This is a genomic window from Flammeovirga pacifica, assembly GCF_000807855.2.
In the GTDB taxonomy this organism is placed as follows: Bacteria; Bacteroidota; Bacteroidia; order Cytophagales; family Flammeovirgaceae; genus Flammeovirga; species Flammeovirga pacifica.
Window position 1 is genome coordinate 533,817 of the sequence record NZ_JRYR02000001.1, and the last position, 25,389, is coordinate 559,205.

General features: G+C 31.8%; 25 protein-coding genes. 12 read left to right on the forward strand and 13 right to left on the reverse strand.

Annotated features, from left to right (window positions below; all coding sequences use genetic code 11):
• Positions 1 to 79 precede the first annotated feature (79 nt).
• Positions 80 to 751, forward strand: a complete 672-nt coding sequence (locus tag NH26_RS02085) for an outer membrane beta-barrel protein (protein ID WP_044223724.1) — start codon at positions 80 to 82, stop codon at positions 749 to 751.
• A complete protein-coding gene (locus NH26_RS02090) occupies positions 751 to 1,869 on the forward strand; it encodes a BamA/TamA family outer membrane protein (protein WP_044223726.1) in 1,119 nt (372 codons plus the stop codon). The genes NH26_RS02085 and NH26_RS02090 overlap by 1 nt, the downstream gene beginning before the upstream one ends.
• Here the strand turns inward: NH26_RS02090 and NH26_RS02095 are convergent.
• Positions 1,866 to 3,770 (reverse strand): AAA domain-containing protein, encoded by a 1,905-nt coding sequence (locus tag NH26_RS02095; protein WP_044223962.1) that lies wholly within the window; start codon positions 3,768 to 3,770, stop codon positions 1,866 to 1,868. The genes NH26_RS02090 and NH26_RS02095 overlap by 4 nt on opposite strands.
• Positions 3,771 to 4,168: 398 nt before the next feature.
• Here NH26_RS02095 and NH26_RS02100 point away from each other — a divergent pair, with 398 nt between their 5' ends.
• Positions 4,169 to 6,568 (forward strand): outer membrane beta-barrel family protein, encoded by a 2,400-nt coding sequence (locus NH26_RS02100; protein ID WP_044223728.1) that lies wholly within the window; start codon positions 4,169 to 4,171, stop codon positions 6,566 to 6,568.
• 64 nt (positions 6,569 to 6,632) lie between these two features.
• Here NH26_RS02100 and NH26_RS02105 read toward each other — a convergent pair whose 3' ends face one another.
• The 3 genes from NH26_RS02105 to NH26_RS02115 all read right to left on the reverse strand — a co-directional run bounded on the left by NH26_RS02105 (position 6,633) and on the right by NH26_RS02115 (position 8,339).
• Positions 6,633 to 6,935 (reverse strand): rhodanese-like domain-containing protein, encoded by a 303-nt coding sequence (locus NH26_RS02105; RefSeq protein WP_044223730.1) that lies wholly within the window; start codon positions 6,933 to 6,935, stop codon positions 6,633 to 6,635.
• Between the two features lie 57 nt (positions 6,936 to 6,992).
• On the reverse strand, positions 6,993 to 7,622 hold the full coding sequence (locus NH26_RS02110; protein WP_084812034.1) for a Crp/Fnr family transcriptional regulator: 630 nt from the start codon (positions 7,620 to 7,622) through the stop codon (positions 6,993 to 6,995).
• Between the two features lie 129 nt (positions 7,623 to 7,751).
• Positions 7,752 to 8,339, reverse strand: a complete 588-nt coding sequence (locus tag NH26_RS02115; RefSeq protein ID WP_044223732.1) for a hypothetical protein — start codon at positions 8,337 to 8,339, stop codon at positions 7,752 to 7,754.
• A gap of 106 nt (positions 8,340 to 8,445) precedes the next feature.
• On the opposite strand from NH26_RS02115, the gene NH26_RS02120 reads away from it, so the two are divergent.
• On the forward strand, positions 8,446 to 8,937 hold the full coding sequence (locus NH26_RS02120; protein ID WP_044223733.1) for a cupin domain-containing protein: 492 nt from the start codon (positions 8,446 to 8,448) through the stop codon (positions 8,935 to 8,937).
• Positions 8,938 to 8,958: 21 nt separating this feature from the next.
• Here the strand turns inward: NH26_RS02120 and NH26_RS02125 are convergent, their stop codons facing one another.
• Both NH26_RS02125 and NH26_RS02130 read right to left on the reverse strand, forming a co-directional pair.
• On the reverse strand, positions 8,959 to 10,704 hold the full coding sequence (locus NH26_RS02125) for a PAS domain-containing protein (protein WP_044223735.1): 1,746 nt from the start codon (positions 10,702 to 10,704) through the stop codon (positions 8,959 to 8,961).
• Positions 10,705 to 10,874: 170 nt separating this feature from the next.
• On the reverse strand, positions 10,875 to 11,831 hold the full coding sequence (locus tag NH26_RS02130) for a DNA/RNA non-specific endonuclease (RefSeq protein WP_071397056.1): 957 nt from the start codon (positions 11,829 to 11,831) through the stop codon (positions 10,875 to 10,877).
• A 212-nt stretch (positions 11,832 to 12,043) separates the two neighbouring features.
• Between NH26_RS02130 and NH26_RS02135 the strand changes: the two genes are divergently transcribed.
• Positions 12,044 to 12,487: a hypothetical protein gene (locus tag NH26_RS02135; RefSeq protein WP_044223737.1), complete on the forward strand. Its 444-nt coding sequence runs from the start codon at positions 12,044 to 12,046 to the stop codon at positions 12,485 to 12,487.
• A gap of 221 nt (positions 12,488 to 12,708) precedes the next feature.
• Here NH26_RS02135 and NH26_RS02140 read toward each other — a convergent pair whose 3' ends face one another.
• Both NH26_RS02140 and NH26_RS02145 read right to left on the reverse strand, forming a co-directional pair.
• Positions 12,709 to 13,044, reverse strand: a complete 336-nt coding sequence (locus NH26_RS02140) for an MGMT family protein (RefSeq protein WP_044223739.1) — start codon at positions 13,042 to 13,044, stop codon at positions 12,709 to 12,711.
• Positions 13,028 to 13,633: a hypothetical protein gene (locus NH26_RS02145; protein WP_044223741.1), complete on the reverse strand. Its 606-nt coding sequence runs from the start codon at positions 13,631 to 13,633 to the stop codon at positions 13,028 to 13,030. Before NH26_RS02145 ends, NH26_RS02140 begins: the two co-directional genes overlap by 17 nt.
• Positions 13,634 to 13,779: 146 nt before the next feature.
• On the opposite strand from NH26_RS02145, the gene NH26_RS02150 reads away from it, so the two are divergent.
• Complete coding sequence (locus tag NH26_RS02150; RefSeq protein WP_044223966.1) at positions 13,780 to 14,064, forward strand: hypothetical protein; 285 nt, start codon at positions 13,780 to 13,782, stop codon at positions 14,062 to 14,064.
• A 3-nt stretch (positions 14,065 to 14,067) separates the two neighbouring features.
• Positions 14,068 to 14,781: a hypothetical protein gene (locus NH26_RS02155; RefSeq protein ID WP_139262811.1), complete on the forward strand. Its 714-nt coding sequence runs from the start codon at positions 14,068 to 14,070 to the stop codon at positions 14,779 to 14,781.
• A 5-nt stretch (positions 14,782 to 14,786) separates the two neighbouring features.
• Here NH26_RS02155 and NH26_RS02160 read toward each other — a convergent pair whose 3' ends face one another.
• Both NH26_RS02160 and NH26_RS02165 read right to left on the reverse strand, forming a co-directional pair.
• The gene (locus tag NH26_RS02160) at positions 14,787 to 15,182 is read right to left on the reverse strand and encodes a phosphoribosyl-AMP cyclohydrolase (protein ID WP_044223742.1); all 396 of its coding nucleotides are present in this window, start codon (positions 15,180 to 15,182) and stop codon (positions 14,787 to 14,789) included.
• A 3-nt stretch (positions 15,183 to 15,185) separates the two neighbouring features.
• Positions 15,186 to 15,959, reverse strand: a complete 774-nt coding sequence (locus NH26_RS02165; RefSeq protein WP_044223744.1) for an O-methyltransferase — start codon at positions 15,957 to 15,959, stop codon at positions 15,186 to 15,188.
• Positions 15,960 to 16,079: 120 nt separating this feature from the next.
• Between NH26_RS02165 and ychF the strand changes: the two genes are divergently transcribed.
• The 3 genes from ychF (at position 16,080) to hemH (ending at position 19,819) form a co-directional block, all read left to right on the forward strand.
• Positions 16,080 to 17,180 (forward strand): redox-regulated ATPase YchF, encoded by a 1,101-nt coding sequence (gene ychF, locus NH26_RS02170; RefSeq protein ID WP_044223746.1) that lies wholly within the window; start codon positions 16,080 to 16,082, stop codon positions 17,178 to 17,180.
• A 281-nt stretch (positions 17,181 to 17,461) separates the two neighbouring features.
• The gene (locus NH26_RS02175; RefSeq protein ID WP_044223748.1) at positions 17,462 to 18,667 is read left to right on the forward strand and encodes a hybrid sensor histidine kinase/response regulator; all 1,206 of its coding nucleotides are present in this window, start codon (positions 17,462 to 17,464) and stop codon (positions 18,665 to 18,667) included.
• 102 nt (positions 18,668 to 18,769) lie between these two features.
• Positions 18,770 to 19,819, forward strand: a complete 1,050-nt coding sequence (gene hemH / locus NH26_RS02180; RefSeq protein WP_044223751.1) for a ferrochelatase — start codon at positions 18,770 to 18,772, stop codon at positions 19,817 to 19,819.
• Here hemH and NH26_RS02185 read toward each other — a convergent pair.
• Positions 19,805 to 20,008, reverse strand: coding sequence for a hypothetical protein (locus NH26_RS02185; protein ID WP_044223753.1), 204 nt, complete (start codon positions 20,006 to 20,008; stop codon positions 19,805 to 19,807). The genes hemH and NH26_RS02185 overlap by 15 nt on opposite strands.
• A 141-nt stretch (positions 20,009 to 20,149) precedes the next feature.
• Between NH26_RS02185 and NH26_RS02190 the strand changes: the two genes are divergently transcribed.
• On the forward strand, positions 20,150 to 21,955 hold the full coding sequence (locus NH26_RS02190; RefSeq protein WP_052432013.1) for a TrkH family potassium uptake protein: 1,806 nt from the start codon (positions 20,150 to 20,152) through the stop codon (positions 21,953 to 21,955).
• 2 nt (positions 21,956 to 21,957) lie between these two features.
• A complete protein-coding gene (locus tag NH26_RS02195; protein WP_044223755.1) occupies positions 21,958 to 22,686 on the forward strand; it encodes a potassium channel family protein in 729 nt (242 codons plus the stop codon).
• Here NH26_RS02195 and NH26_RS02200 read toward each other — a convergent pair.
• Both NH26_RS02200 and NH26_RS02205 read right to left on the reverse strand, forming a co-directional pair.
• Positions 22,683 to 23,945, reverse strand: coding sequence for a glycosyltransferase family 4 protein (locus NH26_RS02200; protein WP_044223756.1), 1,263 nt, complete (start codon positions 23,943 to 23,945; stop codon positions 22,683 to 22,685). The two genes, NH26_RS02195 and NH26_RS02200, sit on opposite strands and share 4 nt — an antisense overlap.
• A 10-nt stretch (positions 23,946 to 23,955) precedes the next feature.
• Positions 23,956 to 25,176: an NADH-quinone oxidoreductase subunit D gene (locus NH26_RS02205; protein ID WP_044223758.1), complete on the reverse strand. Its 1,221-nt coding sequence runs from the start codon at positions 25,174 to 25,176 to the stop codon at positions 23,956 to 23,958.
• Positions 25,177 to 25,389: the final 213 nt, after the last annotated feature.

Below are 25,389 nucleotides of genomic sequence, written 5' to 3' on the forward strand. Positions count from 1 at the left end.
GCAATGGTCATTTTCTTATATTTGAACATGATTTTTTTTAAAAAAGTCGAAAATCAATAAAAAACATTATCAATTATAAATGAAATTTGAGTTTTCCTACTTCCCTATACTACCAATTCTATGCTTAATTTGTTTTTTTAATAGTAAACTAATTGCACAGGATTCTCTAGGGACTTCATTTAAAAAAGGACGAGTTCTTTTGTCATTATCTTCTTCAACAGATGCTATCAATTTTTATGATCAATCTATTAAGTCTCCTGTAAAAGGTGTACAAACAGGTTATGATATTAAAACTGATGCTCATTTTTTTGTAAAGGACAATTTTAGTGTTGGGGGACGTTTAGAAATGAATAAAAAGAGTATTGATAACCTTGTAGCTACAAGTCAAGAATATTTTAAAATGAGTTTAGTGTTTAGGAGGTATCTTACTAAAATGAGCAACGGTGGGATTTACCCTGAAGCTATGTTGACCTATGGAAGAAATTTTGTTGAGACAAGTTATTTACAGCCTCCTGCTCCCGTAGATCAATCATTTAATGGTAACGTAATAGGAGGTGGTCTTGGCGTTGGTTTTACTTATTTAGTAAAACAACATTTCGGAATTGATATCGGTCTTAATTATAATATTTATCGTTTATTCGGTGAAATTGATGATAGAGTACTTTTGTCTAAAAGTAATACTGAGTATACCGAATTACATGTTTCTTTTAGGGTGGGTTTTGTTATTTTGCTTCACGATAAAAAAATCTGATGATTAAAAAGTTATTATACCTATTAATATCAATATTGCTCTTTGGTGTAGAGGGAAATGCACAAAAGTCAAAAGAAAATTTTTTGATAGAGACAGACACGATAAAGTTGACGAAGTCCACTCAAATTATTGGTCTTCCCATTGTTTTTTATACACCAGAAACAAGCTTTGGAATTGGTGGGGGGTTACAGTTTTTTTACTTAGATAAAGTAAATAAATTCAACCTACGCAAAAGTTCAATGATGATTGATGTAATATATACTGCAGAAAATCAATTCTTCATTGACGTTAATCCCAAATTGTTTTTCAAAGAAGGGAACTACTATCTGGATGCAGCTTTTAAGTATAAAATTTTTCCCAATTCATTTTGGGGGATAGGTCCAAATACTCAGGAAAGTAATAAGGAAGGTTACAATATGAGTACTATAATGGTTAGGGGAGACATTTTAAAACGTTTACCCGAATCAGATTTAAATTTCGGTGTCCAATACAGATTTCAAAACGATACCTTTTTAGAGAAAGAAGAAGGAGGAATGATGGACTCAGATTCAATTCCAGGTAGTGAAGGAGCAATAGTTAGCGCTTTAGGTTTTGTATTTAATTATGATGATAGAGATAATATATTTTCTCCAAATTCAGGAAATTACTTTCAAATGAATACCTGGTTTTCAAGTATTGTGTTAGGAAGTACCTATTCTTTTAATAAATATATTGTAGACCTCAGAAAATATTTCTCTCTGAATGATAGAGTGATCTTAGCAACGAGAGCCTATTTAGAAAACTCTTATGGGGAAGTTCCCTTTCAGCATCAATCTTGGTTAGGTGGTGGAGATAGGATGAGAGGTTATTTCAGAGGGCGATATATTGATGATCAATTATATACTTGCCAAGTAGAAATGCGATTTAAAGTTCATAAAAGATGGAGGGTAAATGCATTTGCGTCCTTTGGAGAAGTAGGTCCAACCGTTTTAGATTTATTTGATGGATTGAAATTTTCTGGTGGTGGCGGAATTCGCTATAAATTCTTAAAAGAAAATGACACCCTTATCCGATTGGATGTAGGTGTCAACAGAGATCTTGGTACAGGAATCTATTTTGGTGTCAACGAGGCGTTTTAATCATAAAGAAATTCAAAGGCACTTCTATAAGCACCAATTTCATTTACAAAATCAAACATCTCACTAAAATACTTATTCCTAGTAATGGTAGCAGAGTCACCAATCATGACAAGCTTTTTCTGTGCTCTAGTCATAGCTACATTCATTCTTCGAGCATTGGCTAGAAATCCAATTTCACCATCTGCGTTTGATCTTACCATACTGATATAGATAATTTCCCTTTCTTGACCTTGGAAAGAATCTACTGTGTTTATATTGATTACTTCTTTAAATTTTTCTTTTATATCTGATTGATACAAAGCTTTTCTTAATACTTTTACTTGTGCAGAGTAAGGTGTAATGATTCCAATGTTTGCAGGAACACTCTGAAGTTTTATCAAGTAATTTTGCAGATGCTTGATTAATAAGTTGGCTTCGTCAATGTTATAAGTACTCAAAGATTCAGGATCTAATTTCTCTTCATAGCCAGTTCCAGCAGTATCAATAAATTCTAAAGGAAGATCGTCATCAAACATCTTCCAATGTTTATTATCCTCATTAGCTATAAGTTGGTTATCATAGAAGTATTGAGACGAGAACCGCATGATGTCTTCATGCATTCTATATTGAATTTTCAACATTTTGTCCACCTCTTTTTTATCAATAATACGTTCAAAAAGAGTATATTCAAGCCCTTTTTTAGCCGCTTTTAATGATTTAATGGTAGGAGGAAGTTGTTGATGATCTCCAGCAAATATTAATTTATCCGCCTTTAAAACAGGTATCCAACAAGCTGCTTCTAAAGCTTGCCCAGCTTCATCAATATATGCAACTTCAAAACGTCTACCTCTGAGCATAGGTGTTGTAGCACCAACAAGGGTACAGGCGATTACTTGAGCATTATCAATCACATCTTTTGAAATGTATTCTGATAAGGAACGAATTTCTTTTCTAAGTTGATTGGCTTCTTGATAAAGTTGTTTTCTTTCTCTTTTTTGATCAGACCCGAAATTACGTTTGAATTTTTTTGCTGCGTCTCTATGTAAAGTTTCTTGTTGTTTTACAGCTTTTAGTTCCTTATATCGTTGGTGGTTTTTGATTTTAACATCTAATGTTTGATTGATGATTTTATCATCAACTCTAGCAGGATGCCCAATTCTGACCACGTTGATTCCTTTTTCAGCTATTTTCTCAGCTAAAAGGTCTACGGCTGCATTACTAGGGGCACAGACTAAAATTTGTTTCTTCTTTTTCAGTTCTTGATGCACACATTCTACAATAGTAGTTGTTTTACCTGTACCAGGAGGGCCGTGTATTACCCCAATTTGCTCTGAGGCTAAGACATGCATTAACGCGTCGTTTTGACTCTCATTTAGTTGTGGTAATTGATATGGAAAGATTTTAGAAAGAGTAGGCGTTTTATCACCTAAAATAATTTCTTTCATTTTAATCAAATCCTTGTCCTCAGAAGTCATGCAAATGTTTAATGCACGATTCATCTCTTTATAGGTACTTTCATCAAAAAGTAATTGAATCCCTAATTTTCCATCATGCAACCAATCAGGTTCTTCGTCTGCATTTAATGTGAAAGCTATTTCGTTACTTTTTACATAATTGATTACAGCTTTTGAATTGTCTTTTGCTTCTATGTTATTTCCTGCCTCTGAAAAAAGAGCAATACTTTTACCGGTAGAAAAGCTATGACTTTGAGAAATAGTACTATCTCTAGAGATTTTGATCACAATACGATCACCAGAATCATAACTTATATTTTCAAGTTTTACAGGATACCAGCAGACACCTTTTTTCTTTCTTTCTTCTACAGAAGTATCACTCATTAATTTCTGATACTGATCTAAATCTTCTTTCCTTTCTTCCTCCAGTAAATCAATCTGTAACTTAAAATGTTCTTTTATATTCATATTTTTTTGATGACGTGCAACCTTTACTTTTCCCTTATGTCTTTGGAATGTATTTGATAAAACAATAATGTAAAAAACGGTGTGCAATTCCGAACACTTGCGTTCGTGTATGAGACACATAATTATTGAATTATCAAAATTTAGCTTAATTATTTGAAATATTTGTTATTTACTAAACGTATCTCTATAATTGTTTCAAATATCTTCAACCTGAAGTCAATTTAAAATAATATTTTGATGAAGCTCAGGTTTAAAAAGGGTTTTTTACTAGTGTCAACTATTTAACTTCCAAAAGATTTATTTTGTAAGAACCCTAGTGTTAAATTAATAAATATCGAGTCAAAATTTACATACTCTCAGGTTTTGGCGAGATAAAAAAGTGTCAAATTATTAACAAGATGAAATTAACAACTATCATTTTTGGACTATTATTAGTTCATGGACTGTCTTTTGGTGCCAATAATTTTAATGGCAATGAACCAAATGCAAAAGGAGCTATCTATGGTAAAATTTATGACCTCTCCACAAAACAACCACTAAGTTATGTGTCTGTTGGTTTGTTAGATCAAGAGAACAAAACCGTAACAGGTGGATTAACTAAAGAGGATGGATCATTTATTTTATCAAAGGTACCTCATGGTAAATATCATTTAATCGTACAATTTGTAGGATATAGTAAACTACAAAAAGAGGTGGAAATCAACTCTAAAACATCCAAAATTGATATTGGTGATATACATTTGGAAGCAAGTGTAGAAGAGTTGGATGAAGTTGAAATTGTTGGAGAAACTCAACTTATAGAAAACCACATTGATAAGAAAGTGATTAATGTGAGTAAGGCAATGATTGCAAATGGTAATTCCACTTCTGAAATTTTAAATACCTTACCCGAAATTAATGTAGGGGCAGATGGATCGATTTCTTTAAGAGGAGATAACAATGTACGTGTTCTTTTAGATGGTAAACCTTCTCAACTAGATATTGGTCAATTATTGCAATCATTACCTGCAGATGCAATTGAAAAAATTGAAGTAATTACCAACCCATCTTCAAAATATGATCCTGATGGATTGTCAGGTATTATCAATATTGTGACAAAGAAAGATGCATTAAAAGGTTTGAATGGTAATTTCAACTTAAATGCAGGTAGTAACAATAAGTATTCTGGGTATTTAGGTTTGAATTATCGTGTATCAAAGTTTAATTTCTTTGCTCAGACTTATATGAGTGATGATGAATGGGACAATACAAGAGAAATGACAAGAACGTTTGAAGATGAAAATATCAACAAGTTCTATCAAACGGAAAATATGAATGAAAACAGTGGTTATTCCATGTACAAAGGTGGTTTTGATGTTTTCTGGGATTCTACAAATACAACCACTTTATCAGTACAAAAATGGCAATGGAAGTCAAATAGCTTATCAGATTACAATGGTTTTCATATAGATGATAATGATCAAATTGTAAGTACTGAGTACCAAAGGGGACGAAATTATAACCTTGGTGGAGGATATAATTTTAACATCAACCACAGGAAAGATCTAAAGAATGGTGAATTAGAGGTAGATCTATTTGCTAATACTGGTGAAGCTGAGTTTACTCCAGAAAATGCTTATAAGCAAGGTGAAGATTGGGTGCCATTAAATAGAAATGGTAATAACGCCAATTGGTTCTATGGATCGTTTCAAACAGATTACAACCAAACTATAAATGAGAATTCGTCTTTTGAAGCTGGATACAAAGGAGAAGTGTTGAAAGCTAAATTAGATATTGAAAATATTAATTACGTATCAGATGATTCATTAATTTATAGTTACCCATATGAAAGTCAGATTCATGCCATGTATGGATCTTATTCTCTGAAGTTAAATAAAACAAGAATCAAAGTGGGATTGAGAGGAGAAGTAGCTCACATGGAAGGTAAGTTAGATCAAAATGCTGTGACTGATACTTCTTTTGTTATTGACTATGCTAGTTTATTTCCGAGTATTCATATCAAGCAAAAAGTAGGAGAGAAGAGTACTTTTGGCGTCAGTTATTCAAGAAGAATTAAAAGACCTGATGTTATGCAGTTGCTTCCTTCGGAGATGTCTTCCAACCCAAAAAGTGTTGTGATTGGTAATCCAGGTTTACAGCCTTCTTATACCAATTCGATGGAGTTGTCTTATAATTATATGGGGACAGGAAAAGTGAGTGTGAATGCAGCGGCTTACATGAGACATAGTACAAATATCATCCGTGAAGTATTAGATTATAGAGAAGAAACGGATGTTACAATTACTACTTTTGCCAATTTAGGTGAATCAATGACAGGTGGTGTTTCTTTATCATCTGATTATAAGATGTTGAATTGGTGGAGTTGGAATGGTTCTTTAGATTTATACTATTTAGATATTAGCGATGAAAATCAAGAACTGACTATTCCTGTAGAAGGTTCTCCATTAAACTGGTCAGCTAAGATTAATACGAAAGTAACTCCTATGAAAGGATTGACATTACAGTTGATGGGGCGTTACATAGCCGATAAATATGATGCTCAAAGAATTACGCAACCTGCTTACTCAATGGATTTAGCCATTAAGAAATCAATATTGAAAAATAAAGGATCAGTGAATTTTAAAATCAATAATTTACTGTACAGTGGTGAGTTGAGAACAGTATATGGTAATGGATTCCAAGAATTTGTAAACTATCAGCAAGAAAGCCCAGTATATAGAGTCTCATTCTCTTATGCCTTTGGTGGCCAATTTCAAGGTAGACAAAAAAGAAAATTATCTTCTGGAGGAGGATTATAAAATACAGTAATAAATAGATGAAAAAAAGGCTAGAATCAATTTGTTGAGACTAGCCTTTTCTATTTTATTTTAAAGATTTCCATCCACCGGCATTGTATACTTCCTTTACACCAGCTTTTTTAATCATACTCAATGCTCTAGAAGCTCTAACACCTGATTTGCAACAAACTACAAGTGGTGAGCCTAGTTTTAATACTTGTGGCATAAATTTATGAAGTTCATCCACAGGAATATTAATAGCTCCTGTTGGGTGACCTGCCTCAAATTCACCTTCTGTTCGAACATCTAAAATTGCAGCACCATTGGCTACTAATTCTTTATAATTGACCTTAGGGCCTAAACCAAATAATTTTCTTATAAATCCCATAGTAATAATGTTTTTATCAAATATAAATGCTCGAAGTTGAAAGCTTTGTGATAAATGTTACTTTAAAATAACTTTATTTCTTCCTAAAGTGACAGTACCAAGTTTTTCTAGTTGTTTCAATAATCTAGAGATCACTTCTCTTGATGTGTTGAGATTAAGTGCAATTTCTGAGTGAGAAACATGAAGTTCCTTACTTTCTTTTATATCACTTAATTTATGTAGATAGTTTAATAATCTTTCATCCATTTTTTTAAAGGCAAGTTCATCAATGGCTTTTAATAAGCCATCAAACCTAACTTTATAAGCCTTCATAACAAAGTCTCTCCATTCTGGGAAACGAAGCATCCAATTGTCAATTATTTTAATAGGTACTTTATAAACTAAAGCATCTTCTTCCGCTGAAACTCTTACTGCACTTTCTTGATACATCATAGAAATGGTACATGTTTCCCCATATTCTAAGTAGTATAAAAATATTTCATTTCCTTCTTCATCTTCTCTTGTTACTTTCAGTACACCTTTTGTAACAATAGGGACGAAGTTCATTTCTTCGTTTAGGTCAATTAGAAATTCGCCAGACTTGATCTCGACAACTTCTCCATATTCTAAAAATTCTTTTTGGATAGGGTGGTTCTTGTCGGTGTTAGGGAAGCTTATCTGAATAAATTGTTGTAGTAAGTTTTGCATTTTGATACACTCTTTATATATGATGGATTTATCATATGACAAATATACACGATCAATTTAATTCAAGTATAATTATTAGAGCATATTTGTAATAATTCAAATATGCTCTAAAATCTAAATATCAATGAACTATTTCTTACGAGTAGCCCAACTCCAAACTAGTCTAGCATCTCCAGTAGAGAAATTATTCATTCTATCCAATTCTGATTGGTTTTCGAACTCAGGACCAAATTCTTCATCCATTGTGATGAGGCCGAAGTCTCTATCTTTAATATTAGCTAGTATTTTTCCTACTTTTTGTACAGCCTCTTGTCCAATGACCAACCAAGGATTACTTCTACCCAAAAGATTAGTTACCTGACCGAAAGTGTCTTTACCTAGAGCATTTTCAACATCAGATAGAATTTGACCTGCGTCTCTCATGTTTTCCCTAGAATGTCTTAGAAAAACTCTAACTTTAACTCGTCGATTTTCGGGCATTGGTCGATCAAAAACAAATAAACCATCTGCTCCGACTGCATCTTGGGGTTCAAAATAGATTTTATTTTCTGCTCTTGGTTTAAGTTGAATTACTCCATGATTTTCATTTGGTACAGTTGTCATTACCCATTTATCTTTCTCAGTAGGGTGTTCTGTAAGAATGACAAAATATAGCTTCCATCTTTTTTTAGAGCGTAAAATTTCTAGTTCTTCAAATTCTAATAAAATTTCTTCCATAGAGTAGTTTGTTTTTGTCTGTAATTATATTAATTAAATTAAGGTACGCTTTAAGTTAGTGATATTTAATGTATTTCATTAACTTTTCACTTTCAAATTATATATCATGACGAAACAAGAAGTAATAGACCAATTAGACATGACGCCACACCCAGAAGGTGGATTTTATGTGGAGACTTATCGTTCTCATAAGACAGCGTTTGTCAATAAAAATGAGCTAGAGAGAAATATCTCTACAGCTATTTATTACCTTTTAGGAGAGGGAGATTATTCAACTTTTCATAAATTGAAATTTACAGAACTTTGGCATTATCACACTGGTTGTCCTGTTGAGGTTGTAGAAATTACTCCAAAAGGAGAGTTGATTAAAACAATTGTAGGGATAGGATTAAAAGAAGGTCAACAACCTCAATATGTTATTAAAGGAGGGAATTGGTTTGCCGCAAGACCTTTAACTAAATCATCAGAAGATTATGTACTTGTAGGCTGTACTGTTGCCCCAGGTTTTGAATTTGAAGATTTTGAGATTGGATTATATGATAATCTAATAAAGGAGTTTCCACAGCATAAGGAAATCATCTCTTTATTTAAAAAATAAACTTCATACTTATTGTAGAAGTTATAAAATAGTTGGAAGGAAAATTTCAAGTTGTTGTTTCTTATTCTTTGTAAACGATACTTGGTATTTTCCTTTTAATTTTTCAATAATTTCTGAAGTGATGAATAAGCCTCTAGAATAATCATCATGGATGAAATTGATAGACATCGATTTATCAAAGCCATTATTAGAAGCAGAATAGTCTCTTGGCGAAACATTATCAGTAAATATGATCATCACTCCTTTCTTATCCTCTTTTATCTCTATTAATAATTTAATCTCTATATCTCTAGAAACTAATTGAAGTAAGGTAGTAGATATGTTTTTGAATAAAAGGTCAATTCGAGTGCTATCAGAATAAAATTCAACATTTTTCATGTTGTTCATGATTGATAATTGAATATTATACCCTGACTGATTTAAAAACTCTTCAATAATATCAGTGATATTTTCAAATTGAATAAGAGAAGTATTTAATTCTGTTTGTTGATTATAGTAATAAGCAAGTATTTTTTGAAGATGCATATCCTGTGTCCAAATCGTATCTTCTAAATGTGGTAGAAGGTCTTTACTGTTTTTTGGACTCCCTTTCATTAATTGAATAATTCCTTGGATAGTGGTTAAAGGACCTCTAAGATCATGTGCTGCTCTATAAATGAAGTGATCTAATTTTTCTTCAATCTTTTTCTGATTGGATATATTTAAAAAGACGGCATTTAAACCAATAACTTTCTTTTCTTCAACAATAGGAGACAAGAAAACCTCAATTGCTTTCCACTCTTGATCATATAAAATTTTAAAAGAGGCATGTGATGTAGACTTTGTATCTATTACTTCTTTTTGGAAAGATACAATGTCTTTTCCTGCATCATTATTTATAATCGAACTTAATGTACTTCCAATTTGGTCTGGAGCTAAAAAGTTAGACAGTTGTCTTTGATGCCCCGAACCAATCCAAGTAAGTTTTAAGTCTATATCAAATTGACATAACTTAATTTTAGAGTTATCAAGGATAGCTTCATACCTTTGTTCATTATTTTTTAACTCTTCTTTCGCCTTTTTTAAGGCCGTTAAGTCTTTAATAAAACAAACAATATAAGGAGAGTCATCGTCAGATGATACTATGGAAGCAGTTATTTCAACAGGTATTAATGCCTTATTTTTTGTAATTATTGTCACCTCTTCAATCAAATGTTTCGTCTTTTTAAGTTTGTCTAAAACAGTTTTTAAATGAGGTTGAAGTTGTTCTGGTATAAAATCTTTAAAATGTGCTTTCAAACACTCATTGGTGTCAAATCCTGTCATTTTAGAGAAGGCAGGGTTAGCATACATTAATTTTTTATCGAACGGATCTATCCAAATTATACCATCAATAGAGTGGAAGTATGTATCTTGAAATCTTTTTACTTGAAGCTCATGTTCATTGTTGTGACGAATAAACGAGATATTTACGTAAACTTCATCTATGTAAAAAGGAGTTATTTTAACATCAAAAATAAGGGGTTTTCCATTGAAAGAAACGGTAAATTCAAAATTGACAATATCCTGTGTATCAATACTATTTTGTATGTTTTGTTTTAATAATATTTGATTTTTAGGAGATAAACCTACAGCAATAGATCGCCCTTCTTCAAATGTGTGATTACCTTGAAGGAAGTTTTTTGAGATAAACTTGACATTACCTGTTCCAGTGACTATTAGGTAGTGTTCAAGGTTGCTCTGAGATTTAGCTTTGGAAATATGTCTATTTTGAAGTAAAGCTTGCATCAAACTTTAGGAAAGAATACAATGTTGATTTATTATTTAATATCTAAATATAGTTAATAATTTTAAAAATTAGCTTCAATTCTTAAATAAAAAATAAAAGCAATTTAAATTCAAAATCAAAAAAATTATTTTTCATTATAAATATTACATAAGTAATTGATTTTCCTTAATTACTTAATTTGATTTAGGTGTTGCCAGCAAAAGCCACTTTCATCATCTGTTTTTCTTTTGCACCTTGTTCCTTTTTTTGTTGTACCATGACATCGACCATCTAGATGTATTACTGTATTCGTTGAATTTGGTTTAGTTTGACTTGTATTTTTGGTTACTTTAGATTTTTTTCTTTCCGAATAAAATGGCCAAAAAGTTAAATTTACATTTTCTTCAATTTGATCTTCTAGTTCATCAGGAATACCACTGAATAAGTCCATTCCTGTTCTATTCTCTAAGGAATCAATACTAACTACATAACTTTTTAAAGGGGATGAAGAACCTTGATTGGGGAGAATAAAACAAATAGCTTCATAAATTTCATTGTCTTCATCTACAAAAAGAGCGACTTTGTAATAATAGTTAGGAACACTCACTTGATTTTTACCAATGGTCTTTAATCCATCTTCTAAAATTGGCCCTGTTATAATATATAGGCTTTTTAAATCGTAGGCCCATACTCTAAACTGTTCTTCTAAATTTTTCCATACCCCTCTATTAAACTCTGCAACTTGAGGAGACATGTTTGATAGGTAAAAACTTTCACTCATGGCAGAAGTATTGAAAGACATATCTGCAGCTGGAGCCAGATGACCTCTGTCATAGCCTGATCCTTTATAATCGGTAAGGTCAGCTGAATATGTAATCACGTTATGATCTTCTCTGAAGTCGTTACTTCTTTGTGCAGCTTTGAATAGTTCTTTTTTAGTGAGTTCATAAGCTACCCATGCCGCTTGTTCATGATCTTCGTTATAACCAATTGTAAAATAATTATGTTCAATAATTTGGACATTATGGGCTTGCCCTGTAGAAGTAGGTAGCCATTCAATTGGAAAATCATCTAAATTCTGAGCAAAAATATTTTGATTAAAAATTAATAAAAAGGGTAATAAATAGGTATAATATTTTTGTAACATGGATGGAAGTGAATATTGAAATTTGCAACAAAAATATTTTTTTTCAGGAGAAAAGGTGAAAATATTTAAAAATATTTTGACTTATTAAAATCTTTTCGTCAATTGAAAATCAGTCTAAACATAAGAAGACTATAATTTACTGTTTATAACTGCTTTTATTAATACTTTTAAACTTGTTGGTTTACTGCAAGTTCTTTACTTAACACTAAAATATGACTTCAAATTTTAACCCTAGACCTTTATTGAAAAAGGATCTACAATACATGCTACAAGAAAACCTAATGGGGGATTTAGGAAAACTTCTATTTGAAAAAAGTTTTACAGAAGAAAATTATCAAAACTATAAAGAGTATTCAAATGGAGTGCTTAATCTAGATCTTTTTATAAAATCAAATTCTGATGTAAAACCTAACAATTATGGTTTTCTTATTCTGCATGAAAATAATTATAAACATCGTTTAGATGATTTAAAGAATGCACTGCAAACATGTAATTATTTATATATCATTATTGATCTCAAAAAGAGAAATCATTTATATGATTTATTAATCGAAGAAAATTTAGAGGAGATTGGAATTATTGGTACACTATCAAGTTATCAATTGGATTTATGTAGAAGAGCTAAATGGCGTAAATCTGAAAGGGAGTTGATTTAGTTTAAAGGTAAAACCTTTAATATGTTAACAATGCTCTTATGTCTGTTATGTAATCATAAAAACACTATAATAAGTGTAAAGATTTATTTTAGTGGAAAAATAATTTCCAAATTGGGTATGGATTTACGTTAGTACAATCTAAGCGAATATCCTGTAAAACCTAATTTAGAACCATAGTCTTCATTATTGAGGATTATGGTTTTTTATTTATGTATTATAATTTACAGAAGTTCTGTATTGGGGTTCCATTTAACCTTATCTAGATCTTGTATTTGATTATCAATAATCTCAATTCCTTCGTTTTCTAGTAAAGTTTGCATTTTATTGGTTTCATCAAAATGATGTTTGCCAGTTAAAAGGCCTTTTTTATTTACTACTCTATGTGCAGGTACATCTTCTAGCATGTGAGAGGCGTTCATCGCCCAACCCACCATTCTTGCTCCATTTTTACTGCCTAGATATGCTGCAATATCACCATAACTTGCCACTCTACCCTTTGGGATTAATTTAACTACTTCCCAAACATCTTGAAAAAAGTTATTATTCTTTTCCGACATTATCTCCAGCATTTAAAATATTATTGTAAGTAGTTTGATAAATGAGTTGTCCATAGTTCTTTAACCAAGCAATAACTTCTTCACTAGTTTCAGAACTATAAGGTTGATATTCTATGCCAAGATCCTTTGTTTTATTTTTAATCATATCAACGATAATAGGTAGATTTTGCTTTAAGTTTTGCGACAATTCCTTTAGCTCTGCAACACTGGCTTTTGCGGCATCTGTAGCGGCTTTTTGTAATGCTCTTTCTTCTGCTAAGACATCTTGTTGTAATAATTTTTCAGATGACATTTCTATAGAATCGACTTCTGAATCAAAACTATCAGTAAAGGAATTCTGTTTCTTTTTTTCTAAAGTAGTGAGTTGTTCTTTTAATTTATCATCAAATCGTTTAGATAATTCTAAGCATTGTTCTTTTTCAAAAATAGTCATAGTAACCCAAGTTTTTCCAAGGTAACTTTCCCAAAGTAAGGTATCACTTGGGTTTAACATCATTTGAGCAATTACTTCGTCTTTAGAAGTTAAAGATTGTGCATTTGATATAAATGGAATCACTAAGAGTAAGAAAAAGAACTTAATTATTTTCATATCTTGATAAATAATATATTTTTAGCGTGATAAGGTTGTTAATAAACGTAGTATTTGATTATTTTTAAAGTACAAAAATACTACCATTATTGAAGTGAAAGAGTTCATTAAAATCTCTATCTTTTATATTGATGGCATTATTATTTATGATTAAAAAAAATAAAGAGGGTTGTTGTGCTCTTTGTGAAAAAAATACGACACTTACTTTTCATCATCTTATTCCAAAAAGCAATCATAAAAATAAATGGTTTCGAAAAAACTTTGAATTGAAAGAAATGAGAGAGAAAGGAATTATGGTTTGTAGAAAATGCCATAGTTTTATTCATAAATCTCATTCTGAAAAAGAATTGGGTAAAAACTTAAATTCTCTTGAGAAACTATTGGAAGAAAGACAAATTAAAAAGTATGTGGATTGGGCAAAAAAACATTAATTTATGTATAAAATATTATTAGTAAAACTATCGATATTCTTGTTGTTGACGTCATCTTTATCAGCACAAGATCTTGAAGTCCCTTCACCCAAAAGGTATTTAGAAATAAGTCCATTAATAAATTCATATAGTGGTGATCTTGGTAGATTTAATCAAATTAATGGAGGTGTTAATGCAGCTTTGGTGTTTAATAAACCAAGAAGAGGGAACTTCAGATTAGATTTTACTTATATGTATGTGCAGGCTAGTCGATTGAGAGGTGCCGACTATGTGCCCCCTTTAGAAGAACCTATTCCTAATGATTATTTTCAATCTCACACCATCAACTTTTCCTTATCATATATGTATAATATCATAAATAAGGATAATTTTAAATTATATATATCACAGGGTTTAGGTTTGTTTTATTACGACCCAATGGATGAAGAGGGGAATAAATATATAGAGAATTTTTCAGACAATGATAGAGGGTTTTATATGACTAGAAATGCTAATGAGACCTATACCAATTTTACAATGTCATTACCAACACGATTGGGTATTATGTATTATTTTCCAGGCAACTTTGGTGTCGGTTTAAGTAGTACTTTTTATAATCCACTGACTGATTATCTGGATAATATTTCTGATTTTGGAACAGTGAAAGGAAACGATAATTTAATGAGTGTCAACTTTAATTTTCATATACCTTTACAATATCAAAAGCTAAAAAAATAGAAGAGTTATTCTTCTATTTTAGTTAACATGTTGTCCTCGTCTACTTTTCTGTAAAAACAAGAAGTTCTAGGCTGATTGTCTTTGTTTTTAGTATGACAAGCTCCTTTACCCATCATTTTTACTTTGTACAATAGTGCATCTTGATCACAATCAGTTAGGATTTCTACCATTTTAAGGTATTCACCAGATGTTTCTCCTTTTGTCCAAAGTTCATTTCTTGATGTACTCCAGAAAGTGGCCATACCTTTCTCCATCGTGACCTTAAGAGATTCTTTATTTCCCCATCCTTGCATCAAGATTTCCATAGAGTCTACATCTTGTACAATCACAGGTACAAAACCACCTCTTTTCTCAAATTGAATATCAAGTAATTTCCCTTCTTCTAATGCTTTTTTATCCATAATTTAAAATTGTAATGTGAAATGTTGTTTTGGTTGTTTTTTTCTAAAAAAACATAATCCTAGTTCATATAAATCAACACTTATGCCAATACGGTCGTTGCTTCTAATTTCTGACCAAGCCTTCTTCATATCGTTCGACCAGTAAATATCATCAAAAACAAATAAAGTATTTTCATGTGAATAAGGTAAACATAATTCAAAATATTTAATTGTTGCCTCATATGTGTGGTTCGCATCAAAATAGACCAGGTCTAAAGGTCCTATTGAAACTAATTCTTGAGGAAGTACACTGTCTATATTGCCTATTATTGAGCGAATATTCTTGAATTGTAATTGGTGAAATATATTTTGGGCTTGTTGTGCAGTAGCAGGACAGCCTTCTATGGTGGTTACATTGATATCTTTAGCACTACTACATAAATAACAAGTAGAAATTCCCAATGATGTACCAAGCTCTAATATATTTTTATATTTATATTGATGGATTAGCTCGAATAAAAACCGTCCTGTTCTTGGAGAACAAAGAGAATATTTAGCAATAGATTGAATAGATCTGATCTTAGATTTATTTTTCTTTGATCCAGCTCCTAAATCTTTTATTTCTATAGTTCCATTATTTGCTAACAAATGTTGCCTTTCTTCTTCAATCTCATCGAAAACATAATAATGTTTTTCAGGTTCAATGATCTGAGTATAAAGGTGGTAGATAAAAGGGGAATGTAGCCCATGTGCATTCCCTGCGGTATATTTGTACTTTAGAAAGTCTAAAACTTGCATATAGTGTTAATTAATAGTTCATTATTCCCCGTTAGTCCTTATCTTTGCGCGGATAAAATGCGAACTTCTTCGCAAATATCTCAAAAGAAATAATCTTCTGAAACAAGAATTGTAATATAAATGGGTTTAAAATGTGGTATTGTTGGTTTACCCAATGTAGGTAAGTCAACACTCTTTAATGCTTTAACTAGTGCAGAAAATGCTGAATCTGCGAACTTTCCATTCTGTACAATTGATCCAAATGTAGGTGTAGTAACCGTTCCGGATCCTAGAATGAAAGAATTAGAAAAATTAGTAAATCCTCAAAAATCGATACCTACAGTAATCGAGTTTGTTGATATTGCTGGTTTAGTTAAAGGTGCTAGTAAAGGTGAAGGTTTAGGAAATCAATTCCTAGCTAACATTCGTGAAGTTGATGCAATTATTCACGTAGTAAGATGTTTTGATGATCAAAATATCGTTCACGTAGCTGGTAAAGTTGACCCAGAAGAAGATAAAGCTGTAATTGATATGGAGCTTCAGTTGAAAGATTTAGAATCGATCGACAAGAAGTTACAAAAAACAGTAAAAATGGCTAAAACTGGTAATGCAGAAGCCAAGAAAACAGTTGCATCTTTAGAGAAATTTAAAGCACATTTAGAATCTGGTGAAAATGCTAGATCTTTTGATGGTACTGAAGATGACTGGGAAGAAGTAAAAGATTTATTACTTCTTACTGCAAAGCCTGTGATTTACCTTGCTAACGTTGATGAAGAAGGTATCAACGAAGACAATGAGTTGGTGAATCAAATGAGAGCAATTGCTGATAATGAAAATGCACAATTAATTAAAGTTTGTGCTGCTATTGAAGAGCAAATCTCAGGTTTAGAAGATGAGGAAGAAAAAGAAATGTTCTTAGGAGAATACGGACTGAAAGAATCAGGTCTGGATCGTCTAATTAGAGCATCTTACACTCTTCTTGATCTAATTACTTACTTTACTGCAGGTGTTAAAGAAGTGAGAGCATGGACTATCTGTAAAGGATGGAAAGCACCTCAAGCTGCAGGAGTAATTCACACAGATTTTGAAAAAGGATTTATTAGAGCAGAAGTAATTCATTACGCAGATTACGTTCATTTTAAATCTGAATTAGCTTGTAAAGAAGCTGGTAAACTTTCTGTGGAAGGTAAAGAATATGTAGTTGAAGATGGAGACGTAATGCATTTCCGTTTTAACGTATAAATATTTTGACACCAATTCCAATAATATTGGGATTGGTGTTATTTTTATTATACCCAATTTTATTAATTATTCTCTTTTTAAATAATTGATTAAAAGAGAATTACGCCCAAGTCTATTAATCCTCCTATTTTTTTGTAAAAGCAATCAAATTGATATCTCAATAATTTGATTGTTTTATGTTTCGTTAAACCTAAAAATAATTGGTCATATATTCGATTTACATCTATTTACTTTGTATTTTCGTGGATTGATAGTCTATTACAAAAAGAATTTATTGATAAATGGACAGTGTTCAAGCAAAGAAAGATAAGCCTACAGTACTTTATGTAGATGATGAACAACAAAACTTAGTTTCTTTTAGAGCTGGTTTTAGAAAAGTTTACAAGGTACTAATTGCAAATAGTGGGGACGAAGCTTTAGAAATACTTAAAGAAGAAAGTGATAATATAAGTGTGGTTATTTCTGATCAAAGAATGCCGAAAATGACTGGTGTAGAACTCTTCGAACAAGTAAGAGGTTTATACCCAGACATTATGCGTATTGTATTGACGGGATATAGCGATGTTCAAGATATTATTAATGCCATCTCTAAAGGTGAGGTATACAGATATATTACTAAACCTTGGAATAGAGACGAATTGATGGTAACTATAGATAATGCTATTGAAGCGTATAGTTTAAAGGTGGAGAATAGAAGATTATTCTCATCTTTACAAGAAGCTAATGAGCATTTAGAAGAGAAAGTCAAAAAGAGAACTAAAGCCCTTCAAAGACAAAATGAAGAGTTAATAGAACTTGATGGCGAAAAAAATCATTTGATTGGTATTGTTGCACATGATTTAAAATCTCCATTAAGTCAAATTGATGGACTTATCGAACTAATGAAGTTCGATATGGAGACATTTTCTTCTGAGCAAAAAGAATACGTTGATTTAATTCAACTTTCAATCAAAAAACAAGAAGAGTTAATTAGCCAAATTTTAGATTTAAATGCTTTAGATTCAAAAGCATCAAATTTAAATTTAAAAGTGCATGATTTATCCTCTCTAGTTAAAGATGCTGCTGAAAGGTTTGAACTGACAGCTGAAAAGAAAAAAATAAAATTAGAAGTTTCTGTTGAGGAAAATCAATTCGCTAAGGTGGATGAAACATATTTTGGTCAAATACTACAAAATTTGATTTCAAATGCGGTGAAATTCTCAGAAGAAGACAAAAAGATTTATATCTCAATTCAACCGGACGAAGATTCGTACCAAGTTCATGTAAAAGATGAAGGTCCTGGATTGAACGAAAATGATAAAAAGAAACTCTTCGGAAGATTCCAAAAATTATCTGCTAGACCTACAGGTGGTGAACACAGCACAGGGTTAGGTTTGTCTATTGTCAAAAAGATGGTGGAAGATATGGAAGGTAAAGTTTGGTGTGAATCTGAAGTAGATAAAGGAGCAGATTTTATAGTCTCCTTTAAACAAGAAACTGAAGCTTAATCATCATAAAAGAATCTTTATCTACTAGGGTAAAGATTCTTTTTTGTACAACAATAGAACAATTCTATTTCCAATGAGTTCTTATTGGAAACAATTTAGATTATGAAAAAAGGAGTTTTACTAGTAAACCTAGGTACCCCAGACAGTCAGAAAACCCCTGATGTACGAAAATATCTTAGAGAATTCTTAATGGATGAAAGAGTGATTGATATCCCTTTCTACAAAAGATGGCCTCTAGTAAACCTAATTATTGCTCCATTTAGAGCCCCTAAATCAGCAAAAGAATATGAAAAAGTGTGGACAGAGAAAGGTTCACCTTTATTGTTATATGGTATAGAGTGTAAAAGACTATTACAAGACAAGTTAGGACAGGATTATGCGGTTGCTTTAGGAATGAGGTACCAAAGTCCTTCTATCGAGTCTGCTCTTTTTGAATTGAGAAGTCAAGGTGTAAAAGAGATTGTAGTATTACCATTATTCCCTCAGTATGCATCTGCAACTACAGGTTCTGTGATGCAAAAGGTGATGGAATTAGTAAAAGGTTGGCAAATTGTTCCTGATGTTTCATTCGTTCAGCATTACCATAGACATCCTTTGTTTATAAAAACATTTGCAGAATTAGGGAACAAATATTTGAGAGAACGAGAATATGATCATGTGTTATTTAGTTTCCATGGTCTTCCTCAAAGACAAATTGTAAAAGCAGGAATTGATACTTGTTGTAAAGCAAAGGGAGAAACGGAATGTGTAAATAAAATGTATGGTAAAAATACATTTTGTTATAGATCTGCTTGTTTCGAAACGGCCGATTTGATTGCAAAAGAATTGAAATTAGAAAAAACACAGTATAGCGTTTGTTTCCAATCTAGATTAGGGAAAGATCCTTGGATTCAACCTTATACAGAAGATGTAATTATCAATATCGGAAAAGAAGGTAAGAAAAATGTTTTAGCTTTCTCTCCTGCATTTGTAGCCGATTGTTTAGAAACTACTGTTGAAGTAGGGGAAGAATACAAAGAGATTTTTGAGGAAAACGGTGGTGAACATTGGCAACTTGTCGAAAGTTTAAATGATCATCCACAATGGATAGATTGTCTATCAGATTTAGTTAAAGGGAATGAAAGTCAAGTCGAAGAATTAAAGACTTATTGATTTCCATTGAATAGATATATTAACGTCCTGCTGTTTTTTGATTTCTTCAAGATGCTGTAGGACGTTTTCTTTTTCAATCTTTTTTTCCTTTAATTCATCAATACTTTCAATGAATGATAGATCTTTTAATAAATCTTTTACTAACGAGGCATTTTTCTCATTTTCTATTGAGATTACTAATTTTGTCATGATCGTAATGTAGGTTATTAAATTATTCGGATGTATCTTATATAATAATTACGCAAGCAGTAGCTTTACGTTAATCTGTGACAATTAATATTTCTAAATCGACAAGATTACGTAAGCTTTTTTTAAAAACTGTAATCAAATATGCCTGATCAGACTAAATTTAAGATCCTGAAGCTACTCTTAAGGCTTTATCGAACGATCTTCACTAACCATAAAAATTGGCAATTTCACCTTCATAATTGGATAGAAAAAAACTTACCGTTCTTTGAGATGGTATTAGGTGTATTGGCTTTATTTAGTTTGGTATATACTCAAGGTTTCTATCATGAAGAAGCCGAATTATTTCATTTTATTCGGTATGATAGGTGGTTAGCAACTACCTATTCAATTTTGATTGTTGTGAAATTGATCAATGTAAAAAGAAAAAATATCGATTTCAGAGAATATATAATTGACATATTCTTTCTCTTACTTTTCATTTTTATAATCACATATCGAATTACCTTTTTACATGAGTATGAGTTAAATACCGAAAATTCAGGATGGGTAACCTATACAGTAATTGTACAAGTAGCTATGATACTTGCTTCTATGGTATCGTTTTCTAATAATAGAAATTACTGGCTCTTTTTTACAACAAATAGTACTGCAATGATATTTGGCTCTTTACTCGCCATTATTATTATAGGTACATCTTTACTTATGCTGCCTACATCTACCAACACACCAATCTCTTGGGTAGATGCTCTATTTACAACTACTTCAGCTGTTTGTGTAACAGGTTTAGCACCATTTAATGTATCAGAAGTACTGACTTTTAGAGGACAAATGGTATTGATGGTGTTGTTTCAAATAGGGGGATTAGGGATTGTTACACTGACTACATTTATAGCATTGTCAATTCAGAAAGGAGTAAAGACAAAAGAAGAAATGATTATTCAAGATATGATGGAATCTGAAAGTATTAGCTCTACCTCAAGAATCTTGAAAGGTATTGTTAGTATCACCCTAACTATAGAAATGATTGGGGCTATTGCTTTATACTTTGCATGGATAGATCTTGATTTAACTACTTCAGAACTTATTTTCGCATCTATATTTCACTCAATATCGGCCTTTTGTAATGCAGGCTTTTCAATATTTCCAGAAGGTTTACAAGGAGCAGCATTCGCTACCGATTGGTTTTCATCTTCTATTATTATGTTATTAATTATAGTAGGAGGCTTAGGTTTTAAAACCTATAGAGAAATGATTAGCAAAAGAAAAAAGAATCGGAGACATTTATCTTTACAATCTAAATTGTCATTAAAAATGACAGCTATGTTAATTGTTTTAGGTACGGTAGGTGTCTTTTTTACAGATTATGATTATTGGATGCAAAAAAGCGGAGGAGATATTTTACTTCAGACTTTATTTACCAGTGTAACCTGTAGAACAGCTGGTTTTTCTGTTGTTGAAATAGGTGATTTATCGCATGCAACGATTATGATGATGATCTTACTAATGTATATCGGTGGTGCTCCAAATTCAACTGCAGGTGGTATAAAAGTAACCACTGTGGCATTACTATTTTCTTATTTTTGGGCCTTAGTTAGAGGTAAATCTACGGTGAATATAGGATGGAATACAGTGCAAAAAGCAAGTATTAGAAGAGCAGTAATTGCTTTCATGGTCTCCATACTTATTTCTTTTGTGAGTTTATTTATCTTAACCCTATCAGAAAAGCATCTCGATTTAGCAGATATTACATTTGAATTCTTTTCTGCATTAGGAACTGCTGGTTTGTCCAGAGGAATTACTGCAGATTTATCTATAGTTGGAAAATTAACCATCTCATTTGTGATGTTTAGTGGTAAGATTGGACTTTTTACCCTTGTGTCACTTTTAGGTGAAGATGAAGAAAGTTTTGAATACCGTTATCCTGAATCCCCTATTTTAGTAGGTTAGTCATGAAGAAAGTAAATAAAAGATTTGTATTAATAGGCATGGGTGCATTTGGTGTTGAAGTAGCCAAATCATTACGTGATAACAATGAAGACCTGTTGATTGTGCTTCATAATCAATATGATAGTTTTAAAGATTCTAAAGATTCATTGATCAGCTTAAAAAAGTTAAGAGAAATGGGATTTGAATATTTGTATGAAACAGATACTACAAATCCGATGGCATTAAAAAAACACATTAAAGAAACTGATGCTGTTATCTTATCTCATGGTCAAAATTTTGAGACTAAGTTATTAACTATTGAAGCACTTAAGGATATTGGTGTACATGAGATCTATGCTCGTGCTACAAGAGATATACATGCAAGAGTATTGAATAAAATGGGTATCACTAGAGTTATTTTTCCTGAGAAACAAGAAGGGAAAAGATTTGCTTTGGAACTGCTAAATAGAAAAGCCCTTACAATCGATGAAGTATCTCCAGGAGTTTATATCAGTGAAACAAAACTACCAAAGTCCTTCATTGGAGAAAGTGTAAGGAAGCTTAGATTTAGAGATACAATGCATGTATCAGTGATCTGTTTAAAAGAAAACTCATCGACTTGTTACTTAGAAGGAGAGGAAAGAATAATAATCCAAGATTTTAGAGATATTACACTTACTGATCGTCATACATTAGTGATTGCCGGAGGTAAGGAAAGAATTAAACATGTAGTGAGTATGGTCGAGAATTAATCTTGATTCACTGTTAAAGAAGAAACTAAATGATTTAAATGGTCAAATTGTTTTTCAAGGTCAAAATGTTCAACACAAGTTATTCGAGCATTTTGGCCTTTTTCTTTTAATACCTCTTCAGTGGTTTGACAAATCAATTTTAAATGTTGAGTCAGTTGATTGTAATCTGAAGGTGATGATACCCAACCACAGTTAAATTGACGTACTATTTCGGCACCTTCTCCTTCGCCATGATAGATGATTGGTAGACCTACACTCATACTCTCATATAGTTTTGCAGGTAATGTTCCTTTTACATAATTGATTTGGGAAATCAAAGCTAGATCATACTGCTGCAATACGTCAGGTACTTCTTGATAGGGAATAGAAGTGTATAAGTTAACGTTTTGAAGTTGTTTCTTTTGGATGATATTTCGAATATTTTGTGCATCCACTCCATCTCCATAGATATGCAGTTCAATACCCAATTGATCAAAATCGACTTCATCAATTAATTTAGAAATACCATGTGCTACACCTAAAACACCCATGTAAACTATTCTAAACTGATCTTTTTTAATCCAATCTTTTTTCTGTTGAAAAACAGAAGTAGCTGCACCAATTCTATAAATTTCAGGAGAGCCAAACCCTAGTTGCTTAATATATTTTTGCGACTCTTCGGATTGTGTGATTAAAAGGTCTGCTTTTTTATAATAATATTTTTCTAAACGATGTAATAACCTATAAGTCAGAGACTTTTTAGATAAACCATTGATATCAACCATAGCTTGAGGCCATAGATCACTAACGTTTAAGATAAGTTGAATACCGTATAATTTTTTTGCGATAAGCCCAAAAATAGGCAAAGAAATAGGTGGGGTTTGAATCAATAATACTTCAATCCCTTTTTTCTTGATAATAGGTAATGAAGACAACATACTGATAAGCATACTGCTCATACTTATCAGACGAAAAACCATATTATTTTTCTGGGAAGGAAGTAACCAATGACGTATTACAGATACATTGTTCTCTTGATAGCTATTTTTCCAAGTAAATAAGTCTTTTATAGAAACGTTACCTTTTGGATAATAGGGGTGAGAGGTGAAAACAGTGACATTATGCCCCTTTTTTGCAAATGTTGTTGCTAAATATTCAAATTGATGTGGAGCAGCGCCAAAATCGGGAGGATAGCAATGTGTAACCACTCCTATCTTTTTAGAAGTTTTATTTAATTGCTTGTGTAATTTTTCTTGTATGTTCTCTGTGTATAATGTCATTTAACCCTTCCTAGCGATCTACTTCCCCCATAATAATATCAATTGACCCCATGATCACAATCAAATCTGATAAAAGATTGCCTTTACCTAATTCTGGCAATACACTTAAGTTACAAAAACAACAAGAACGAGCTTTTAAGCGTTCAGGAATATCAGATTTTCCGTTAGTACGCATAAAAAATCCCAATTCTCCTTTAGGTCCTTCAGCTCTAGCATAATAATCCATTGCTTTAGGTCTAATTTTCTTAGGTACAAATTCTTGTGGATCAAAAGTTCGATCTCTTTTATGATCCTTCGTTAACTTTTGAACACATTGTTCAACAATTTTGATAGATTCAAAACACTCTTCTACACGTACATAAGTACGATCCCAACAATCACCAACACTTCCCATAATACCTTTGCCAACAGGAATGTCGAAATCTAATTCTGGATAGACAGAATAACCATCTACTCTTCTAAGATCGTGAGCTAAGCCAGAACCTCTTAAAACAGGACCGGAAGTAGCATAGTCTAATGCTGTACTCAAAGGTAGAACACCAACATTGGCGGTTCTTTCTACAAAGATCTTATTATTGATGACCATTGTTCTGAATTCTTCCAATTTTGGTTTTAAGTAAGTGATAAATTCTAAGCACTTTTCTTCAAAACCCACTGGAAGATCATAATAAAGACCACCTACCCAAATGTAATTGTAAAGCATTCTAGCGCCCGAAACCCATTCGAATAATCTTAATATATGCTCACGGTCACGCATCATCCATAAGAAAGGAGTGGTGGCGCCAGTATCTAATACATAAGTACTTACAGCTATAAAATGAGAAGCAATTCTATTTAATTCGGCACATAGTACTCGAATGTACTCTACTCTTTTTGGAATCTTATCAGTAATTCCCAACATTTTTTCAACTCCCATAGCATAGATGTGTTCCGAGTTCATCGAAGCCACATAATCCATACGATCGATATAAGGGATAATTTGCTGGAAGTTTAGATTTTCAGCATGTTTTTCAAAACATCTATGCAAATAGCCTAAATGTGGAGTAACATCTACTACATATTCACCATCGGTAAGCACTTCCACCCTAAGAACTCCGTGAGTTGCAGGGTGATGAGGTCCGATGTTGAGAACCATTTCTTCTGTACGTAAGTTCTCTTTATTGTAGAAGTTTTTAGATGAATTCACTAGGTGATTTTCATCGTATTGATATTGAACCTGTCTTTTCTCCATCAAAAAATTTGCTGTTTGTCAAATAGATTTATTAACAAAAGTCGTTAATAATCCTTGAAAAATAAAAACTGATTACAAAGATGAAAAAAAAAGAAATAAAAATGATCCAAAACATCAGTTTAGTTATTAATGATAAGAAAATAAGTCTATTTTTGTCGATGACTTATATGACTTCAGTTGGAAGTCATGCCTATGGGCCATTTCACTTTTTTC

Excerpts from the sequence above, each read along its gene's own strand:
- NH26_RS02085 (WP_044223724.1), top strand. The coding sequence starts at position 80 with ATGAAATTTGAGTTTTCCTACTTCCCTATACTACCAATTCTATGCTTA.
- NH26_RS02090 (WP_044223726.1), top strand. The coding sequence starts at position 751 with ATGATTAAAAAGTTATTATACCTATTAATATCAATATTGCTCTTTGGT.
- NH26_RS02095 (WP_044223962.1), bottom strand. The coding sequence starts at position 3,770 with ATGAATATAAAAGAACATTTTAAGTTACAGATTGATTTACTGGAGGAA.
- NH26_RS02100 (WP_044223728.1), top strand. The coding sequence starts at position 4,169 with ATGAAATTAACAACTATCATTTTTGGACTATTATTAGTTCATGGACTG.
- NH26_RS02105 (WP_044223730.1), bottom strand. The coding sequence starts at position 6,935 with ATGGGATTTATAAGAAAATTATTTGGTTTAGGCCCTAAGGTCAATTAT.
- NH26_RS02110 (WP_084812034.1), bottom strand. The coding sequence starts at position 7,622 with ATGCAAAACTTACTACAACAATTTATTCAGATAAGCTTCCCTAACACC.
- NH26_RS02115 (WP_044223732.1), bottom strand. The coding sequence starts at position 8,339 with ATGGAAGAAATTTTATTAGAATTTGAAGAACTAGAAATTTTACGCTCT.
- NH26_RS02120 (WP_044223733.1), top strand. The coding sequence starts at position 8,446 with ATGACGAAACAAGAAGTAATAGACCAATTAGACATGACGCCACACCCA.
- NH26_RS02125 (WP_044223735.1), bottom strand. The coding sequence starts at position 10,704 with ATGCAAGCTTTACTTCAAAATAGACATATTTCCAAAGCTAAATCTCAG.
- NH26_RS02130 (WP_071397056.1), bottom strand. The coding sequence starts at position 11,831 with ATGTTACAAAAATATTATACCTATTTATTACCCTTTTTATTAATTTTT.
- NH26_RS02135 (WP_044223737.1), top strand. The coding sequence starts at position 12,044 with ATGACTTCAAATTTTAACCCTAGACCTTTATTGAAAAAGGATCTACAA.
- NH26_RS02140 (WP_044223739.1), bottom strand. The coding sequence starts at position 13,044 with ATGTCGGAAAAGAATAATAACTTTTTTCAAGATGTTTGGGAAGTAGTT.
- NH26_RS02145 (WP_044223741.1), bottom strand. The coding sequence starts at position 13,633 with ATGAAAATAATTAAGTTCTTTTTCTTACTCTTAGTGATTCCATTTATA.
- NH26_RS02150 (WP_044223966.1), top strand. The coding sequence starts at position 13,780 with ATGATTAAAAAAAATAAAGAGGGTTGTTGTGCTCTTTGTGAAAAAAAT.
- NH26_RS02155 (WP_139262811.1), top strand. The coding sequence starts at position 14,068 with ATGTATAAAATATTATTAGTAAAACTATCGATATTCTTGTTGTTGACG.
- NH26_RS02160 (WP_044223742.1), bottom strand. The coding sequence starts at position 15,182 with ATGGATAAAAAAGCATTAGAAGAAGGGAAATTACTTGATATTCAATTT.
- NH26_RS02165 (WP_044223744.1), bottom strand. The coding sequence starts at position 15,959 with ATGCAAGTTTTAGACTTTCTAAAGTACAAATATACCGCAGGGAATGCA.
- ychF (WP_044223746.1), top strand. The coding sequence starts at position 16,080 with ATGGGTTTAAAATGTGGTATTGTTGGTTTACCCAATGTAGGTAAGTCA.
- NH26_RS02175 (WP_044223748.1), top strand. The coding sequence starts at position 17,462 with ATGGACAGTGTTCAAGCAAAGAAAGATAAGCCTACAGTACTTTATGTA.
- hemH (WP_044223751.1), top strand. The coding sequence starts at position 18,770 with ATGAAAAAAGGAGTTTTACTAGTAAACCTAGGTACCCCAGACAGTCAG.
- NH26_RS02185 (WP_044223753.1), bottom strand. The coding sequence starts at position 20,008 with ATGACAAAATTAGTAATCTCAATAGAAAATGAGAAAAATGCCTCGTTA.
- NH26_RS02190 (WP_052432013.1), top strand. The coding sequence starts at position 20,150 with ATGCCTGATCAGACTAAATTTAAGATCCTGAAGCTACTCTTAAGGCTT.
- NH26_RS02195 (WP_044223755.1), top strand. The coding sequence starts at position 21,958 with ATGAAGAAAGTAAATAAAAGATTTGTATTAATAGGCATGGGTGCATTT.
- NH26_RS02200 (WP_044223756.1), bottom strand. The coding sequence starts at position 23,945 with ATGACATTATACACAGAGAACATACAAGAAAAATTACACAAGCAATTA.
- NH26_RS02205 (WP_044223758.1), bottom strand. The coding sequence starts at position 25,176 with ATGGAGAAAAGACAGGTTCAATATCAATACGATGAAAATCACCTAGTG.